Origin of the sequence: Legionella sp. PATHC032 (assembly GCF_026191185.1) — a bacterium.
Classification (GTDB): Bacteria; Pseudomonadota; Gammaproteobacteria; order Legionellales; family Legionellaceae; genus Legionella.
On sequence record NZ_JAPHOV010000001.1, the window covers coordinates 1890247 to 1909194 of the forward strand.

Consider the following 18948-nt stretch of genomic DNA (forward strand, 5'->3'; position numbering starts at 1 on the left):
TTACATGAATAGGTTTACATATTTTATCATACTAAGCATTTTGTGTTTTCCATTGTTTGCTCAGGACAAAAAAGCAGCCCGCTTTGAGATTTATGGGATAAAAGGAAAAGTTCTTGCTAATGTAGAAACTCGTTTGGATGAATTGGGACAAATTAAACCTTTGAGCCAGTTTACCCCAACGGAACTTCAAGACCAAATTAATAAAGCAATTCAACCTTTTGGATATTTCAAAGCGGAAATCAGCATTAATAACTTCAACAATAAAATTATAATAAAAATTCAACCTGGGTCTCAAATTCGTATTGCCTCCATTAAAGCCGAGCTGACAGGTGAGGGTGCACAAAATCCATTATTACGAAAAACTCTAAAAGAGTTACCGCTTCATATTGGCGATCCACTGTTTTCAGAGCAATACGAAAAAGCAAAACAAAATATTATCAATAGCGCAGAAAATATGGGATATTTACACGGTGTATTTAAAAAAGCTGAAATATTGATAGATGAACGCAAAAAATCGGCTCAAATCACCCTAATTTTTGATACAGGGCCCCAATATTATTTTGGTCAGGTACAATTTGACCCAACCTATATCTCTCCCCAACTATTACACCGTTTCGTACCATTTCATCCTGGACAACCTTATGCCACAGATCAAGTGTTGAAATTGAATGATTATTTATCGAACAGTGGCTATTTTAGTTCTGTGTTGGTAAAGCCCCAAATTACCGACGCACAAACAGTACCCGTCATTGTTCATTTGCAACCCGTACCTAAATATTCCTATTCCTTTGGTCTTGGCTATGGAACAGATACAGGAGTACGTGGAAAAGCAGCTCTTCATGTGATTCCAGTCAATCACCAAGGACATAAGTTTAATGCTGTAGCTCAAGGCTCTTTCAGGCAAAATGCCTTACAAGCCCAATACGTAATCCCTGGAAAAAACCCTGTTACCGATCAATATGCCTTGACCGGTAATTTTTCAAATTTAAACTATAATGCAGGCTACAGTAATGCTACTCTCTTATCCTTGAGCCAATTGCATAATGTGAAGCAATTTCAAAGAGCCCTTTCACTTAATGCTCTGTATGAAAGTTTTCATTATTCACAACAATCTAATACGGATCAATTTTTGCTCTATCCCAAAGCCAATATCACTTTAAGTCAAACTAAAAATCTCTTGTTTTCGCCATCTGGGTATAATATTACTTTTAATGCGCTTGGGACGAATAAGGCTGTCCTCTCCCATCTGAATTTTGGACAACTTTCACTGGATGCCAAGGCTGCACTTACATTGGATTCACTGCATTTGCGTCTGTATGGACATACCATTCAAGGGATCACAGCAATCAATGATATTAATGAATTACCACTTTCTCTGGCATTACTCTTGGGAGGAACTGACAATCTTAAAGCCTATAGTTTTAACTCTATTGGACCAGGCAAAATTATTACTTATGGTGGCTTTGAAATTCAAAAAGAATTCAAAAAAAACTGGTATCTTGTTGGGTTTTACGATGCTGGGGATGTTTACAATCCATCCATAAAAAACACTCAATACGATATTGGAGGCGGACTAATGTGGGTTTCCCCCATTGGACCAATTAAAGTAGGATTAGCTCAGGCAGTCAATCATCAGATGGAGAGAATAGGACACAATCCAAGATTGGTTATCAGCATGGGACCAGATTTATGATGATATTAAAATTTATAAGAAAAATATTTTACTACTGTTTAATAACAACAATTTGCCTGATTAGCGTCATTATCTTTTTGATTTCAACTACACCGGGGTTATATGCAGTAATTAAACTAACTAATTTTTATCTTCCTGGCACTCTTAAAATCCATCATCTTAAAGGACGATTACTTGACCAGTTTTCTATTGGTGAAATGGAATATCAAGATCAAAACACTAAGATAAAAATTTTTAACCTGGCAGTTAACTGGCATTTCAAGTCATTGCTTCATAAAAAATTGCCTGTTGATAGCATGAGTGCTGAAATGATTGCAATAAATCAGAAAGCCCCCGTACTGACACTAAAAAAAGTCAAATTAAGTGGTTATTTAAACCAACAATTACTTAAATTAGATACACTCCAATTTAATTATTCGAATCAATCAATTACTGGCCAATTAGAAATTAGTAGCTCATTTCCTCATGCATTTTCAGGAAAAATTCGTTTAAACCCTCATTCTACAGATAGCAATAGCTTATCAGGGAGTTTAAACATCGGCGGCAACCTGCATCAAATGCAATGGGGAGGAGAATTTGAGGGACCTGGAAAAATAACAATCCATGGTAATCTTCAAGAATTGAAACAAGTAAAACAAGTCATAAAATGGCAAGACTTGCATTGGCGAGATAACAAAGATCACGACTTAAGAAGCCCACAAGGAAGGATTGAAGTATTGGGAACAATTCCAAATTTCACTATCGACTTAAAATCCAGACTTAGCATAGATCAATTAAAAAATTGGCAAATGAACGCTTCCATTAAGGGCAAGCTGCCTTGGCAATGGAAGATCAATGCTACATTCTTTCAACCATTAGATTTCTCATCAAAGCTTGATGGTTTATATACAAAATTTTCTTTGAAAATGGAAACTCAAAATGACAATCATGCTGACTTTCTGATCACGATTGCTCCGGGTCATTATCAAATGACAGAAAACAATTTGATGCCGTCAATACAATTTACAGGTGGCAGTATTAAAGGCTATCTTTCCAAAAAACAATTCCGTGGGCAAGGAGTTCTTTCTTTGGACTCAGATAAGAAATTGAATTTTAATTTTAAATTCCCGGAGTTTAATGTCTATAAAAATATAGCACAGCAACCAATCGATACTGAACTATCCGTTCTTTTTAACTCTCTGGATTTTTTGCAAAATGCCAGTCCTTATTTAAAGAATCCCAAAGGACAACTTCTCGCCTCCATTCATGCAAAGGGCACTTTAAATAAACCAAGAATTGAAAGTAAATTCACTTTAAACAAAGGCTCAGTCAACATCCCTAATTTAGGTCTCAATATCACTGATATGGGATTAAGTGTTTTTAGCAAAAAAGAGGGATGGGAAGCAACAGGCTCCATTCATTCATCTGAAAAAAAACTAATATTAAAAGGACAAGGTAGTTTCAATAAAGAGCTTGGTGGCACTGTTTCAATAGAAGGTTCTAATTTTCCGATTGCTAACACTAAGGAATTTCAGGTTAATATATCTCCACAGTTAAATGTGCGCTTTACTCCATCACTATGTCAAATCACTGGAACCATCCAAATTCCTAATGCTCATATAAAACCACAAACATTTACCAATAGTCTTGTGGCTACTGATGATATTGTATTTACAAATAAGAATACCCAACCTCTAGCCCCCTTATTTAATACTAATATGTCAATACGAGTTGAAATGGGAGAAGAAGTTGAGCTGACCTTTAAGGGATTACATGCTTATTTGGCGGGTATGGTTACAATCAATCAATTTTCACAAGGACCCATAACGGCAAATGGTGAATTAACGGTCAAAAAGGGAGAATATAAGGCCTATGGCCAGGATTTATCTATTGAGCAAGGGCAATTAATTTTTACAGGCGGTAGAATTGATAATCCAGGAATTAATTTAAAAGCATCGAAGAATATATCCAATTCATTTGGAAATGTATCAGGATCTTCTGAACTGTTTAATTTTGATAATTACAATAACCTCAATGTTGGTAACAATTTTAATGTTGGAGTTGAAGTGACTGGACGATTACAATCACCTAAAATTCAATTATTCTCTAACTCTCCAACACTTTCTCAAGCAGATATTCTGTCCTTTATTGTAACAGGTCGTCCAGCCAACCAAGCAGATAAAGCAAAGGGCCAATTACTTTTAACAGCTATTTCCTCGATGAATTTAGGTACGGGAACTAATGGAACCCAACTGCTGGAGCAATTAAAACAAAAATTAGGATTCGATTTTAACGTACAAACGACAGCCAATTTTAATCAGCAAACCAATAAAGTTAGTGAGTCAACCGGCGTTGTGGTTGGAAAATCTCTTTCAGATCGAATTTATTTAAGTTATAACGTCGGTTTATCTCAAACCGATCCCAACGTATTAACCTTAAAATACATATTAAATAAATTTTTAAGTATCCAGGTTAGTAGTAGTGATTCGGGTAACGGCGTTGATATTCTATATACTAAAAGCACGTCATCGCCAAAAAAAACAAAACCTGACAAATAAAACCTTAATCCATATTGTCTAAGGATGTAATAAATGAATGAATATAATTTGCCTTTGAGATTATCTCGTTTAAGAAAAAACACCATGTCAAGAGCTTTGATAAGAGAGACGAGGTTACATAGCCAACAACTGATTGCTCCATTGTTTATTAGTGAATATTTAACTGAACCAAAGAAAATCAGCGCTATGCCAGGCCAATTTCAACTTGGCCTCAATTGCATCCCTGAAGAAATCGAAATTTTATCAAAATCAGGTATCCCTGCGGTCATCCTATTCGGTATCCCTAAGCATAAGGATTCTTGTGGCAGTGAATCATTCAATAGCAATGGAATCATTCAACAGGCTATTAAAAAAATAAAATCTGTTAATAGTGAAATGTTAGTTATCACTGATCTTTGCTTTTGCGAATACACCGATCATGGTCATTGCGGGGTTCTGAATGGCACTCAAATTAATATTGCTGCCACTTTAGAGTTGTTAGGAAAACAAGCAGTAAGTCATGCTGAAGCAGGTGCTGACTGGGTTGCCCCCAGTGGCATGACAGACGGAATGGTTCTGGCTATACGCCAAGCACTGGATAATGCATCATTTCATGAAGTCCCTATTTTAAGTTACAGTGCCAAATATTGCTCATGCCTTTATGGGCCTTTTAGAGAGGCCGCACAAGGAGCCCCTCAGTTTGGCGATAGGAAAGCGTATCAAATGGATCCGGCAAATAGTGAGGAGTCTGTAAGAGAAACTCGGCTAGACTTGGAAGAAGGTGCTGATATGATAATGGTTAAACCAGCTGGTTTTTATCTTGATATTATTTATAAACTCAAACAACATTTTTCTGAAGTACCACTTTGTGCCTATCAAGTAAGCGGTGAATATTCGATGATAAAAAATGCAGCAAAAAATAATCTAATCAATGAAGAACAGGCAATGATTGAAAGCCTCATTGCCATCAAACGTGCTGGTGCTGATTTTATTATTACTTATTTTGCTAAAGATATGGCTAAGTTATTAAACTCACAAAATTGTATTTAATTATGAGTCAAATCAACCAAATCAAGAACTATAAAACGACTATGTAAAGAGAAAGACTTGCCTCGTATATCACAAATCCCATATAGTAAATGGGATTGGTTTTGCCCAATCAACTACAATCTAGAAGGAGAAATCAATGAACTTAATGCTTAAAGGTTTATCAGCCTTGGCAATTAGTCTAGGTGCCGCAACAACTTTTGCAGCTCCAGCCTATTTAACAACCCATAATAGAACTGGTGAAGAATCCAATGCCTACATAGCAGGCAGCATCCCTTCGCTTTACCCAACAGCGGCTTACTCTACCAATCAAGTGTATTGGAATTTAGTGAAATTGGCTTGCTATGGACATACTACTAATGGCCAATGCCCTGCTTTAATAAAAATGGCAACTAATACGGCCAACCCAATTGATATCGGATACGTTACCCTGGATCTGAATACTGGTGACATTACTCCGAAAACTTTATCAGCTAAAGGCTATACGCTGAGAGCAATAGGACCTGGAGAAGCTGAAATTACTAAAAATTAGTTAATTTTCTCCATTTGTTTTGAATATGTTATGTAGGTTGAATGCTAATGCAACCTACATAATCAATACAATGCAAATAAATATGTTCATCTTAATTAAAATTAATTATCTCAGCCCACGCTCACCTAAACGTTATTTATATCGACGCATATACAACTAACACAGATGCTTACAAAAAACACAAAATCAATGCAGGAAATGCTTTTAATGCCAGAGCTTAAACATTTTTAGATTTTGGGGTTGTAAGTTCTGACTAAGACACAATAAAAAAGCCACGCATATCACGTGGCTTCTAACAAGGTCAAGAGAAGGTTTTATTTAGTCGGTGCTGGAGGTTCTTTATCGATAGTCCAAGTTGCTTGCACACCTACTAAATTTGCACCTGCAGTTCCAGATGCTATAACGTTATAACTTGTTGTTGCCGTTAACGCATCGGTTCTGTTAATCACTGGATCACTTGAAGTAAATAAATGGGTATATCCAATATCGACACCGATGTTATTAGTTGCCTGATAATGAGCGCCAGCAGATAAAGCCCAACGATCTGTATCCGGTAAACGCACGTCTCTGTCAATATCATTCGTAGGCGTTGGATCATACCCTCCACCCACACGGAGCATTAATTTGTCATTAACATGGTAATTGGCACCGATCGCCACCCGCAAAGTATCAGTATAATTCTGCGGTGATATGCTTATCGCCTTGACTTGCGAAACACCTCCATTTGCAGCTAATCTTGGGGCAGCTACGTTAGTAAGTTGTACCGTTTTAAAGCTGCTCCATGCTGTGTAAACTAAAGAGCCTAACAAGGCAAATTTGTCATTCACATCATGATAAGCACTAATAGTTACAATATCCGGCAAATCAATTGCATTGCTGAATAAATCATCGCTTTGAAATACGCCCAGTTGTGGAAATGTAGGTGCAAATATATTGCCCGGAATTGCCAATGGTCCTGTCAACCGGCTATAGCCATAGAATTCATGTCTCATCTCTGACTGATAGTTTACTCCAAGACGAGTATGATTATCGTTAAACATACCCAGAACGCCTACATGAAAACCTACTCCAAAAGAGTGTCCTTTATTGTAAGTCAGTGAGTCGGCTAACATGGGATTAAGATCCAAAGCATTCATTATATTAGGTGCGCCAAGTATACGATTGTATTTAACCCGGGCATATTGCAAATCCAAACCAGCACCTAAAGCAACGTGCTCTGTTAATCTACCCCCAATTTCAGGTGAGATATTGGTGGTAATTAACTCAGTAAAAGTGGCTTGATAACGCACTGGAGAATCGGGACCCCAATCTGTTGCCAATCCAAATGGTGATACCACGCTTAACCCAAACGTAGCATTTTCACCCAGTGGCAAGGCATAATGAAACGAAGGCACAAAAGCATCCTCAGCCCCGTTGATATTATTGAAAACTTCAGAATAAATAAAAGAAGGCGCAGGAGGCGGATTAATCGTTGAATAAGTACTTACTCCGCTTAGTTTGGCAGTCGGGAATACACCAACACCTGCAAATACAGCTTGCTGATCACGGATTAATACCAAACCTGCTGGGTTGTACCAACCAGTAGAAGCATCCGCTGCCTCAGCAGCAACACCGGCAGCAAAGTTACCTGTAGTATACCCAGCTCCTTCAGTATACAAAGAAAATCCACCTGCGTTTAATGTACCAGTAGCTAGAGCTCCGAGGACAGCAGTACTCACTAGCGTTCTTAGGGGTTTGTGCCTAATTTTCACTCCACACTCCTTTCGTTTAATTACATCCCAATTCATGGTAATAAAAATGATAATAAATGAATTTATAATGATTTAAAACGGTTAAAAAAAATTATTTCCTATTTTCTTAAATTGTTATAAAAGTTTTAGTCATAATGGGTTGATCGGGTTAATTATGGTAAAATCAAAAGCATATGATAACTTTTTATTCTGACTCATCTTTCCTAACCCACGCTTTGTAGACCCAACTAGTGACTTGGGTTGTCTTGAAAAAAATCTTTTATAAATTGAGACTTAATCTACTTGTATAAATACTTTAGTCCATGCTAAGGTGTATTAATTTTGAGCGGAATACTAATCATGCAACAAGTAGTCATCAAATTTGGCGGCACTAGTGTTTCAACCCGAGCCACTTGGAATAATATTGCTGCAATTACAAAAAAACATCTGAGTACGGGTGTTCAACCAGTTATAGTCTGTTCTGCTTTAACTCAAATTTCCAACAAACTTGAAAAAGCCATAGAAGCAGCCCTTCTTGACGAGCATCATAGCCTTTTCAATGACATTCAAAGCAGTCACCTGAATCTGGCAGAACAATTAGAAGTAAACCATGAATTAATTACAACAGATTTACACCAATTACAGCAATGGTTAACTGGGATATCCTTACTGAAACAAGCACCTGCAAAAACACATGCGCAAATTTTAAGTTTGGGTGAGTTGATGATGACCCGCCTAGGCCATGCCTTTCTTGAAAAGCAAGGGATTAAAGTGAAATGGTATGATGCCAGAGAATTGTTAACAAGCATACCGACCCTTGGTGGAGAAACAATGAATTATCTCTCTGCCCGTTGTGAGAGTGAATATGACCCGGCATTGGTAGAAAAATTTCTCTCCAGTGGGGCTCAAGCCATTATTACCCAAGGTTTTTTTGCTGCCAATTCTCATGGTGAAACCGTTTTGCTTGGTCGAGGAGGTTCTGATACTTCAGCAGCACTACTTGCAGGCAAACTACAAGCCGCTTCTTGTGAAATATGGACTGATGTTCCTGGCATTTATACCGCTAACCCACATCAACTCCCCCATGCCCGATTATTAAAGCAATTAAATTATGATGAAGCTCAGGAAATTGCCTCAATGGGAGCCAAAGTTTTACACCCCAATTGCATACCGCCTGTTCGTAAAGCCAATATCCCCATGGTAGTCAAATACACTCACCTGCCAGAACATTCAGGAACATTGATTACCAAAGACATTGATGAATCAGCACCTTTAATAAAATCCATCCAGGTTAAGCACAGCATATTACTAATTTCTATAGACACTTTGAATATGTGGCAACAAGTAGGATTTCTGGCTGATGTATTCGCCGCCTTTAAAAAACACGGGTTTTCAGTTGATTTGCTTTCTTCTTCTGAATTCAATGTCACCCTATCCTTGGATGTTAATGCCAAAATACATGATAGGCCAGCAATCAATGCCTTGCTGGACGACTTAAACCAATTTGGGCGAGCCAAGTTGATAGAACCCTGTAGCGCAGTCAGTTTGGTAGGGCATCACATCCGAACTGTACTACCTCATCTTGGTCCAGCATTGGAAGTGTTTGAGGCAAAACAAGTATACCTGATGTCTCTGGCATCGAATGACCTTAATTTGACCTTTGTTGTTGACGAATCACATGCCGATAAATTATGTCAAAGATTGCATCATCTGCTAATCGAAAGTAATCCTCAAATCTTTTATTACTCCAAAAGCTGGCATGAAGAATTTGGCAAACCCAACGTTCGCCCAACACCTTGGTGGGAAATTGAAAGAGACCGCTTGCTGACAACCAGTGCAATACATTCCCCTTGTTATGTTTACCATAGCCCCACCCAAGCAACTCGTGCAAGACAATTATCTGCTTTGGAGTCAATTGATAACTTGTTTTACGCCATTAAAGCGAATCCATTCCCTTCCATTTTAAAAACTCTGGAAAAAGAAGGGATAGGTTTTGAATGCGTTTCTATTCAGGAATTAGAGTTGGTATTAAAACTGTTCCCTAATATTAAAAAAGAAAGAATTTTATTTACACCCAATTTTGCTCCTAAATCCGAGTATGAATTTGCTCTGCAAATAGGCTGCTATGTGACCATTGATAGCTTGTATCCCTTGGAAAACTGGTCTGAATTGTTTAAAAACCGTGAAGTAATCATTCGCATTGATCCTGGCACCGGAGCTGGTCATCATAAACACGTTTCTACAGGTGGAAATGAATCAAAGTTTGGTATAACACAAAATGACATAGGTCAGATTCTATCGCTTACCAAAGCCAACCACATTAAGGTCATAGGCTTACATGCTCATTCTGGTAGTGGCATACTTTCAACGGACTTATGGCAACAAACTGCAGTGATGCTCGCCTCCCTAACCGATGAATTTACTGAAGTACGTTCAATTAATTTAGGTGGTGGTCTGGGTATTGTAGAAAAACCAGGCCAACATCCTATTGATTTTGCAACGCTTGACGCACAATTAATGGCAGTAAAATCTCAATATCCAGAATTAGCCATCTGGCTTGAACCAGGGCGTTTCTTTGTAGCTGAAAGTGGTGTCATTCTTGCCAAAGTCACTCAATGTAAAGAGAAAGGGAAAGTAAAATTTATTGGTATTGAAACAGGAATGAACTCATTGATCAGGCCTTCCTTATATGGAGCCTATCATGAAATTGTAAACTTGACTCGTCTGCATGAAGAAAAAGCCGGATTCGCCCATATAGTTGGCCCAATCTGTGAATCGGGAGATACATTGGGTTACGATCGGTTGTTACCGGTTACCAAAGAAGGCGATGTGATATTAATTGCAAACACTGGTGCCTATGGTCACTGTATGAGTTCACATTACAATTTAAGACCGCCTGCTCAGGAAATAGTTCTGGAATAATGGCATGCCGCTAATCGATAGTGCACAAAGGAGCCAGGCGACAGATCCTACCGAATCATTTATAGTCCAGGCTCCTGCCGGGTCAGGAAAAACAGAGATTCTGACCCAGCGTTTTTTACGCTTATTAAGTACTGTTCGGTCTCCTGAGCAAATTATCGCCTTGACTTTTACCCGCAAAGCGGCAAGCGAAATGCGAGAACGAATCGTTCAGGCATTACATATGGCCGCGTCAAATCAACCCGCTGTCAGTGCCCATCAACAAAGTACTTTGAATTTTGCAAAACAGGCTTTACAAAGGAGTGAGCAATATCACTGGGATTTACTTGAGCAACCCAATCGCCTAAAGATCATAACCATCGATTCATTATGCCAAAGCATTAACCGGGCAATTCCTCTGTTGGAAAAACAAGTGGCTTATTCAGATATTTCTGAGACACCTGATTCTCATTATATTAGAGCTGCTCGTTGTTGTATCCAGTATGCTATTGCTACACCAGAGTATCAGGAAGCAATTAAAATCTTGCTCCTTCATGTTGATAATAAACAGGAACGTTTAATTCAATTATTCCAGGCACTACTTAGCCAACGAGATCAATGGTTGCCTACGCTTTTTCTAGCGCGTGAACAAGAAAAATCCACTTTTGAACAAGCTTTACGCCTTATTGAACAGCATGAACTCTCTCACCTAAGGAATAGCCTGCCATCAGATCTGGCTCAGGAGCTAGTGCTTTTGTCACGTGAAGTAGCTACTATAGAAAACAAACCGGATTCCCCACGATTTATATTAAGAGAATGGTATGAGTTTCAAAAATGCGATCAACAAATTGCCGGGGCTTTAGGCAAGTTACTTTTAACTAATGATAATCAACTGCGCAAAACATTCGATCATCATGTGGGTTTATTTAAAAAAGACTGTACTTCAAATGAATATACCAGAATAAAAACATCCAGTTCAGACTTGCTTGCCAGACTCAAAGATTGTCCTGATTTCCTGGATGCACTCCTTAAAGTCAATCAATTACCAACTCCTGAATACGACAAAGAGCAATGGGACGTTTTGCAAGCGCTCTTTTTGTTACTACCATTATTGGTTGGACATTTACAAGTTTCATTTGGTGAACATAACGAAGTTGATTTCACTGCCATATCTCAACAAGCCTTAGCCGCTTTGGGTGATTTGGATAATCCAACTGATTTGGCACTCTATTTAGATCATTCAATTCATCATTTATTAGTAGATGAATTTCAAGATACATCCATTACGCAATTTGAATTACTGACCAGGTTAGTTCAAGGATGGGTACCTGGAGAGGGAAAAACTTTATTCCTTGTAGGCGATCCTATGCAATCTATCTACCGTTTCAGACAAGCTGAAGTTGGATTGTTTTTTCAAGCCAAAGAACATGGCATAGGGCCAGTTCGACTCAAATCATTGGAACTAAGATGTAATTTCCGATCGACAGAAATAATAGTTAATTGGGTAAACCATCATTTCAGTAAAATCTTTTCTCAACAAGTTGATATCGAATCAGGAGCAGTATCTTTCCATCCTTCTGTTCATGTCATCGAAAAGAATGAATCAAGCACTATTCAAGCAATGCAATTTAAAAATTGTGAACACGAAGCGAGGCATTTAATTGAAATAATTAATAATGAATTAAACAGCAACCCTGAGCAAACCATCGCAGTTTTAGTGCGGACAAGATCACAACTGCCTGAAATCATTAACCTGCTTCGCCAAAATAATATCCCTTATCAGGGAACCGATATCGATTTACTAGCTAATTTAGTCCACTTACGTGACGTCTGGTCGCTTGCTCATGCCCTGCTTTTTCCAGGAAATCGATTGTCCTGGTTATCGGTGCTCCACAGCCCTTATGTTGGATTAGGATTATCCGACATCCACTGCATAGCCCAATATAATTCAAGAAAATCAATTTATCACAATTTGCTCCATTTAGATAAAATTCAGGATATAAGTGAAGAAGGCCGGAGCCGCACCAATTTTTTCATTCAAGTCATGAGCCAAGCTTTGTTATGTCGTTCACATAGTCGTCTCTCTGACTGGATAGCGGATACCTTAAAAAATCTGCATGTAGAAAAGATTCTTGATAAAACCCAGTTAAATGATCTGGAGCAATTATGGATGTTATTAGACCAGTATGAAAAAGAAGCTCGAATTCCTGACATGAACGAATTTTTAAATGAATTCAATAAATTGTATGCCCAACAAACAGCTCCTTCTCGCTTGCAAATCATGACCATTCATAAATCCAAAGGATTAGAATTCGATACGGTCATTCTCCCTGGCCTTGGGGCACAAGCAAGTCGTGGTGATTCTCCCATGTTGCGCTGGCTTAACCTGCCTACCCAGCACCATGGAAACCTGTTACTGGTATCACCCATAAAAAGTGCAAACCAGGATAATTGCCCTTTGTATGATTATCTGGATCAATTGGATGAAGAAAAATCCGCCTATGAAGCGCAAAGATTACTTTATGTTGCTGTTACCCGGGCAAAATCAAGATTATATTTGCTTGATCATTCTGTTAAATCCTATAAATCTTCCTTTCGACAGTTATTAAAACACCAGGAGTTCATCGCAGATCCTGATGAAATTCAACAGGAAGAACAAGAGTTCTCTCTGCCGAAATTAGTCAAACTGCCTATAGAGTATTATCAAAAGGACACTGCCTGCTCAATTCAATCTCAAGAGAGTACATGCCCAGAAATATCTTCTGGTATTCCTCGGCTAATAGGCATTGTATCCCATCAACTATTACAATGGATTTGTGATCGCCATCCCCAAACAATTAATCATGTGCCATGGAACTTGGTGCATAATGAACTTAAAAAATCAGGATTCAATCAGCAAGCCCAACAAACCGCTCTATCAATGATAAAAAGCCAAATTTCTCAAATGTATCAAAATGAAATTGGCCTCTGGATTTTATCCAAACATGAAAATGAACAAAATGAATATGAGCTTCTGGTTGAGCATGAAAATAAATTGGTTACCCGTATTATCGATCGCACCTTCATTGAAAATGGCACACAATGGATCATTGATTTTAAAACCGGGAAAGAAGATATAAACACCTTACAACAACATCGCCAACAATTAAATGAGTATGGGCGCTATCTGTCAGATTACACAAAATTTCCAATTCGGTGCGGATTGTATTATCTTGCAAATGGGCATTGGATTGATTGGCAGTATGAAATGAGCGCTTAAAAACATAGTGGCTATGCATTTTCCCCATAAAATCAAATGACATCATCTTATGCTATTCGCCTTACTCATCAGAAAAACTATGCCATAAATACATTTTCTCTCAGGCAGAAACACTCAACTCAGTAAAAGCGAATAGTAATGATACTAGTGATTAGCCGAGACCTAAGTTATCATTACCTATTTATTTTCACACCAGGCTAAAAAATGACTATTGAAGATACTGTAATTAAGTTAATTGGTTCATTAAAGGATCCTTTGCTTGATCTTACTGGAAAAGAAATGAATCTACAGCACAAAATAACAACTAGTGGCCAGGCTATTCATATTGTCTTAACTGCCGGATATCCTACCTCTTTGTTAGAAACAAGTTATAAACCAACAGTACAGAAAATAGTTCAAAACGAATTCCCCAATTACCAAGTTACTATTTCTATTCAACAATTCATAAAAGCACATAAAACTCAGTTGGCAGGCAAAGCCCTTCGAGGAGTAAAAAATACTATCGCTGTGGCCTCAGGTAAAGGAGGGGTCGGAAAATCTACTGTCACCGTAAATCTTGCAGCAGCATTGGCAAAACTGGGTGCTCGAGTAGGCATTTTAGATGCAGATATTTACGGACCGAGCATACCATTGATGCTTGGTGAAACAAAACCTGTACAGGTAAAAGATAATTGCTATATACCGGTTGAAGCCCATGGCATGCAGGCCATGTCCATTGGCTACTTGACCGATACAAACCAGGCGTTAATTTGGAGAGGGCCTATGCTCGCCAAGTCTTTAATCCAAATGTTAGACATCACTCTTTGGAATGAATTGGATTATTTATTCATTGATCTACCGCCTGGTACTGGCGATATTCAACTTACTTTGGTACAAAAAATTCCCTTGACCTCTGCCATAGTAGTTACTACACCTCAAAATGTCGCAACTTTAGATGCACAAAAAGCAATAACTATGTTTTCGAGAACAGGCATTGACGTGCTTGGAATAATAGAAAATATGTCCACCCACATTTGTAGCCAATGTGGTCATCAAGAAGCAATCTTTGGTAGAGGTGGTGCTGCTGCCCTATGTGACGCTTATCAATGCACATTATTGGGTCAACTGCCTCTGGACAGTCATGTACGTAAACATTGCGATGAGGGGGTTCCTACTGCAATACATTCATCAAATCAATTAACCGACACCTTTATTAAAACAGCGATGCGAACTGCAATTGAGCTAAGCAAAAAACCCATAAACTATGCTGACAGATTTCCAAAGATAGTTGTTGAATAGAAGTAATGGCTTTTCTGCTATGTATTATTATCTTCAGATGAGTATATAATATATAAAAATTGAGTTTGCTACCTCAAAGATAACCAAGATCATACAAACAAAAATAAAAGTGTCATGATTAGATTATTAATAATAACAATCGGTGTATTCTGTTCGGGACTTTCGATAGCCAAATCTAGTTACCAAATTGATTTAATACTTTTTGCACAACCGCAAAGCAGTGTTAAAGGCATGAAACCAGATTCACCTGTTCCCCTAATTCCTGTCAGCCCAAATGCTATTCAACTGCATTCGGATAATAATAAAAAACATATGCCTTATACTCTTCTACCGCGATCGCAATCAAAATTAAGTGATCAACATTATCTTTTAAGTCGTAAATCCCAATTTCAAATCCTGGGTCATTACTCCTGGAGACAACCAGCGAAAAGTAACAGTTTGGTTGCTCTACCTCAAATTAGCCATAATGGTTGGCAAATTCAAGGTACTCTCAAAGTACGTCAAAGTAATTACTATCTATTTGATGCTGATCTGCAATGTTTGTCTCCCGGTAATCAGGAGGCTTCGTTTACTGTTTCCCAAAAGCAACGTTTAAAAGGAAGCACAATTTATTACCTTGATCATCCTCAGTTAGGAATACTAGTTAAAATTCACAGAATTGTTTAATTAAGTATCAGCCAGGTAAGCCGGAACTTATGTATAATTTTTATAATGATTTCTATGCTAACCTAGATTGAACAATTTTTGTTATTAATTCAGCAATTGCATTAAAACAAATTTGTCGTGGTGTTCCCGCTCGCCAAAATAACCCCAAGGTACGAGAGGGTGCCGGCTCTAAAAAAGGAATACATTTTAAATGACTAGGTGAGGCGGTTAGTGTAGCCAAGGTGGGCAGTAAAGTTACACCCATTCCAGCTTGTACCATTAATCTCAATGTCTCCAAGCTGGTCGCTGTAAAATCTGCAATATCCTCAGTTTTCGCGGATTGACATACAGCCATTGCTTGCTCCCTCAAGCAATGCCCTTCTTCTAGCAACAGAATAGGCTGATTTTTTAATTCATTGATATTAACTGATTGGGCTTGTGCCAAAGGATGGGTGTTTGAGCAAGCAAAATAGAACTTTTCCTCATATAAAATTTGACATGAAAAACGTTGATCTATTGGAAGTGCCATGACAGCAGCATCCAGTTCTCCTTGTTCCAATTTAGTAATTAATCTGTGAGTCTGCTCCTCTATTAACCAAATTTTCAGGCGAGGATACTTATTTTTAATTTCAGGCATTACCAAAGGCAACATATAAGGTGATACAGTAGGTATAACCCCCAAACGTAATTCACCTGAAAAAGGATCTTCTGACTGACGAGCAAGTTCTTTCATTTCATCAATCAAAATTAATATTTCTCTAGCTCGATCCAATAATTTGGAGCCTTGATCAGTCAGTAAAACCTGTTTGTTGGTGCGTTCAAATAACACAACTCCTAACTCTTCTTCCAGCTTTTTTATTTGCATACTCAACGTCGGCTGACTTACAAAACACCGTTTAGCGGCTTCACCAAAATGTTTCACGTCAGCCAAGATGACAAAATAATGCAAATCTCTTAAATTCATAATTTCTCAATAATAAAAAATTTATTTTGACACAGATTATAAATCTGCAGTATAAAAATCATTTTTTCAAACTTTATGAAATATAGGTAGGATTATTGATTCCATTGTAATAGCAAATATTATTCATCAAGAAATAAAAGGTATTGCAGATTATAAATTTACACAAACATAACAATGCTATATATTCCATCAATTTCAACATAATACCAACTACTTTGAACAATTTATCAGCAATTAAGAAATCAAAAATCACCATTTGGTTGGTGGGAGTATTTTTTTTATTATTTCAATTCTTCTTGCAGCTATCGTCAGGGATCATTGTAGGCGCAATCATGCATGAAGAACATATTTCCGCACTCAGCGCAGGACTTTTAAGTAGTGCTTTTTATTATGTCTATACTTCTTTTCAAATTCCTGTCGGAATTCTTTTTGATCGCTACAATGCCCGATATTTATTATCAATCAATGCAGCTCTTTGCGCCATCGGATGTTTTTTATTTGCCTCAGGACATAATCTCCCTACTCTTTTCCTTGGGCGGTTAATTATTGGCGCTGGCTCAGCCTTTGCGTTTATTGGCTTAAGCCATTTGTTACGCCAACATTTCCCCTTAAGACAATACGCTTTTATGATAGGCCTATCAGAAACCTTGGGATTTACTGTTACAGTATTAGGAATGATTGGCATGGGTTCTGTGATCAGCCATTTTGGATGGCGTTATTTTATTAACATAGCAGGAATCCTTGGGTTCTTGATCGCCAGCTTGTGCTGGTTATATATCCCCAATAGCAAGCCAATCGTTACTTTTCCCCATCAATATAAACAACAAATTATCCCCATTCTAAAAAATAAATTAGCCTGGTTTAATGGCCTTTTTGTTTGTCTGGAATTCTCGGTAATTACTGTCTTTGGCGCCATGTGGGCTGTTCCTTTTTTACAATTAAAACTGGATTGCACTATCAAAACAGCCAGTATACTAACTTCAATGATCTTACTCGGTGCTGGTTTAAGCTGTCCTTTATTGGGCCAAATTTCGGTACATCTTAATAGACGAAAACCGTTGATTCATGCTTCTTGTCTATCCACTGCGTTCTTATTAATACTTGTTTTATATTTACCAACTCAAAGTAAGCTATTAATAGGGTTCTTAATGTTTTCTATGGGGCTAACCTGTGGCGCTTATATGTTAGCTTATTCCATTTCTAATGAATTGGCTCCACCTGAATTCTTATCCACTTGTACCGGCTTCACCAATACATTAGCAATGCTCTCAGCTCCTCTACTTCAACCACTGGTTGGATTTTTTTTAGATGTACTGGGTAACCAAAAAAGCCAATACAGCTTGACTGACTACCAACTGGCTCTATTGATTATTCCTTTTGCTATGGTATTGGCAAGTTTGTTTACTTGCCTTCTGCCAGAAAAATCTAATCAGTCTATCCCAAGTTAGTAACCGCTTGTACCGCTGATTCCTTAATTTGCTTAAAAGTCTGCTTGGATATAAAGCAAAATCCTTTTGGATTTTCTTCAGAAAAGCCTGCAACCGTTAGAGGAAAATCATCCTCTTGTTTTATGGTATTTACTAATTTTAATTTTAACCTGGGCAAACCCACGCTAAGCAAACATTGATTGTCGGTTAGGGTTTTAATGGAAACAAATTGGGACATTTTGACATTATTTCCTGAAGGATCTCGCCAACCTGCTACTGCAGCTCCTGTTGCATCGGATTCCTTGAGATTTGCAGAATAAAAGCCATTATCATTACTCAGTCTGCAAAAAATAGTGCTTATATCATGAGGGGAATTTTGATCCTTACTAAACCATAATTTGCTGAACCATGCTTTATTGCCTGTTACAAACTGTTCTTTATTACCCGCACCTGTTTGCACGTGTCCATTTAACCGGCTGGTCTGTACTGCTTGCAACTCCACGCCAGGTCTTAATACTTGTGTTTCTACATCCTTATTATCCTGTTTTAACATATCTACTTTAAAATTAAATCCCTTTTCATTTTCGACTTTCACTCCAAAAATCCAACTGTCATTGATCGGATTGTAGCGTAAAAATGAACGTCCAACCTGCCAGTTCAACTGAGTGGAGTTATTGATTTTTTCGCTGGCTTCATAAAACAGGATTAACTGGTTTGTTTGACCGTCAATTAATGCGGTTTTAGCATAAAAATCGTCACCTTGCCTTTGTATCTGAAAAAAATAGCCATATCGATCGCCACTCTCATTTGTGACCATACCGGTAAATACCCAACTCCCAACCGTTGGTTCTGTCGTTTGAACTACTTTATCTTCTTCTGGCTCTTCCACAGCAAAAACGCTGCCACTTAAAAATAAAAACATGGATAATAGCAATAACCAAATTCGTTTTGGCATCATA

Annotated in this window: 12 protein-coding genes; 9 read left to right on the forward strand and 3 right to left on the reverse strand. The window is 37.9% G+C overall.

Annotated elements, in window-relative coordinates; all coding sequences use genetic code 11:
* Nucleotides 1–4 precede the first annotated feature (4 nt).
* From OQJ02_RS08515 to OQJ02_RS08530, 4 genes are all read left to right on the forward strand, one after another.
* The gene (locus OQJ02_RS08515) at nt 5–1693 is read left to right on the forward strand and encodes an autotransporter assembly complex protein TamA (protein ID WP_265718769.1); all 1689 of its coding nucleotides are present in this window, start codon (nt 5–7) and stop codon (nt 1691–1693) included.
* Entirely contained in the window at nt 1690–4230 is a 2541-nt protein-coding gene (locus OQJ02_RS08520; protein WP_265718770.1) for a translocation/assembly module TamB domain-containing protein, read from the forward strand. Before OQJ02_RS08515 ends, OQJ02_RS08520 begins: the two co-directional genes overlap by 4 nt.
* 33 nt (nt 4231–4263) lie before the next feature.
* Nucleotides 4264–5259 (forward strand): porphobilinogen synthase, encoded by a 996-nt coding sequence (gene hemB, locus OQJ02_RS08525; protein WP_265718771.1) that lies wholly within the window; start codon nt 4264–4266, stop codon nt 5257–5259.
* Nucleotides 5260–5395: 136 nt separating this feature from the next.
* Entirely contained in the window at nt 5396–5788 is a 393-nt protein-coding gene (locus OQJ02_RS08530) for a hypothetical protein (protein ID WP_011214067.1), read from the forward strand.
* Nucleotides 5789–6102: 314 nt separating this feature from the next.
* Here the strand turns inward: OQJ02_RS08530 and OQJ02_RS08535 are convergent, their stop codons facing one another.
* The gene (locus tag OQJ02_RS08535; protein ID WP_265718772.1) at nt 6103–7539 is read right to left on the reverse strand and encodes an OmpP1/FadL family transporter; all 1437 of its coding nucleotides are present in this window, start codon (nt 7537–7539) and stop codon (nt 6103–6105) included.
* Nucleotides 7540–7878: 339 nt separating this feature from the next.
* Between OQJ02_RS08535 and OQJ02_RS08540 the strand changes: the two genes are divergently transcribed.
* The 4 genes from OQJ02_RS08540 (at nt 7879) to OQJ02_RS08555 (ending at nt 15619) form a co-directional block, all read left to right on the forward strand.
* A complete protein-coding gene (locus OQJ02_RS08540) occupies nt 7879–10440 on the forward strand; it encodes a bifunctional aspartate kinase/diaminopimelate decarboxylase (RefSeq protein WP_265718773.1) in 2562 nt (853 codons plus the stop codon).
* Nucleotides 10441–10444: 4 nt separating this feature from the next.
* Nucleotides 10445–13675 (forward strand): UvrD-helicase domain-containing protein, encoded by a 3231-nt coding sequence (locus OQJ02_RS08545; protein WP_265718774.1) that lies wholly within the window; start codon nt 10445–10447, stop codon nt 13673–13675.
* A 204-nt stretch (nt 13676–13879) separates the two neighbouring features.
* Nucleotides 13880–14953 (forward strand): iron-sulfur cluster carrier protein ApbC, encoded by a 1074-nt coding sequence (gene apbC / locus OQJ02_RS08550; RefSeq protein WP_265718775.1) that lies wholly within the window; start codon nt 13880–13882, stop codon nt 14951–14953.
* A 114-nt stretch (nt 14954–15067) separates the two neighbouring features.
* Nucleotides 15068–15619: a CsiV family protein gene (locus OQJ02_RS08555; RefSeq protein WP_265718776.1), complete on the forward strand. Its 552-nt coding sequence runs from the start codon at nt 15068–15070 to the stop codon at nt 15617–15619.
* A gap of 52 nt (nt 15620–15671) precedes the next feature.
* Here the strand turns inward: OQJ02_RS08555 and OQJ02_RS08560 are convergent, their stop codons facing one another.
* Complete coding sequence (locus OQJ02_RS08560) at nt 15672–16562, reverse strand: LysR substrate-binding domain-containing protein (protein ID WP_265718777.1); 891 nt, start codon at nt 16560–16562, stop codon at nt 15672–15674.
* Between the two features lie 263 nt (nt 16563–16825).
* Here OQJ02_RS08560 and OQJ02_RS08565 point away from each other — a divergent pair, with 263 nt between their 5' ends.
* Complete coding sequence (locus tag OQJ02_RS08565; RefSeq protein ID WP_322783407.1) at nt 16826–18010, forward strand: MFS transporter; 1185 nt, start codon at nt 16826–16828, stop codon at nt 18008–18010.
* Here OQJ02_RS08565 and OQJ02_RS08570 read toward each other — a convergent pair.
* Entirely contained in the window at nt 17997–18947 is a 951-nt protein-coding gene (locus OQJ02_RS08570) for a hypothetical protein (RefSeq protein WP_265718779.1), read from the reverse strand. The two genes, OQJ02_RS08565 and OQJ02_RS08570, sit on opposite strands and share 14 nt — an antisense overlap.
* Nucleotide 18948 lies beyond the last annotated feature (1 nt).

Coding starts and splice junctions, on each gene's coding strand:
- apbC (WP_265718775.1), top strand. CDS start 13,880: ATGACTATTGAAGATACTGTAATTAAGTTAATTGGTTCATTAAAGGAT.
- OQJ02_RS08545 (WP_265718774.1), top strand. CDS start 10,445: ATGCCGCTAATCGATAGTGCACAAAGGAGCCAGGCGACAGATCCTACC.
- OQJ02_RS08570 (WP_265718779.1), bottom strand. CDS start 18,947: ATGATGCCAAAACGAATTTGGTTATTGCTATTATCCATGTTTTTATTT.
- OQJ02_RS08560 (WP_265718777.1), bottom strand. CDS start 16,562: ATGAATTTAAGAGATTTGCATTATTTTGTCATCTTGGCTGACGTGAAA.
- OQJ02_RS08515 (WP_265718769.1), top strand. CDS start 5: ATGAATAGGTTTACATATTTTATCATACTAAGCATTTTGTGTTTTCCA.
- hemB (WP_265718771.1), top strand. CDS start 4,264: ATGAATGAATATAATTTGCCTTTGAGATTATCTCGTTTAAGAAAAAAC.
- OQJ02_RS08555 (WP_265718776.1), top strand. CDS start 15,068: ATGATTAGATTATTAATAATAACAATCGGTGTATTCTGTTCGGGACTT.
- OQJ02_RS08520 (WP_265718770.1), top strand. CDS start 1,690: ATGATGATATTAAAATTTATAAGAAAAATATTTTACTACTGTTTAATA.
- OQJ02_RS08540 (WP_265718773.1), top strand. CDS start 7,879: ATGCAACAAGTAGTCATCAAATTTGGCGGCACTAGTGTTTCAACCCGA.
- OQJ02_RS08530 (WP_011214067.1), top strand. CDS start 5,396: ATGAACTTAATGCTTAAAGGTTTATCAGCCTTGGCAATTAGTCTAGGT.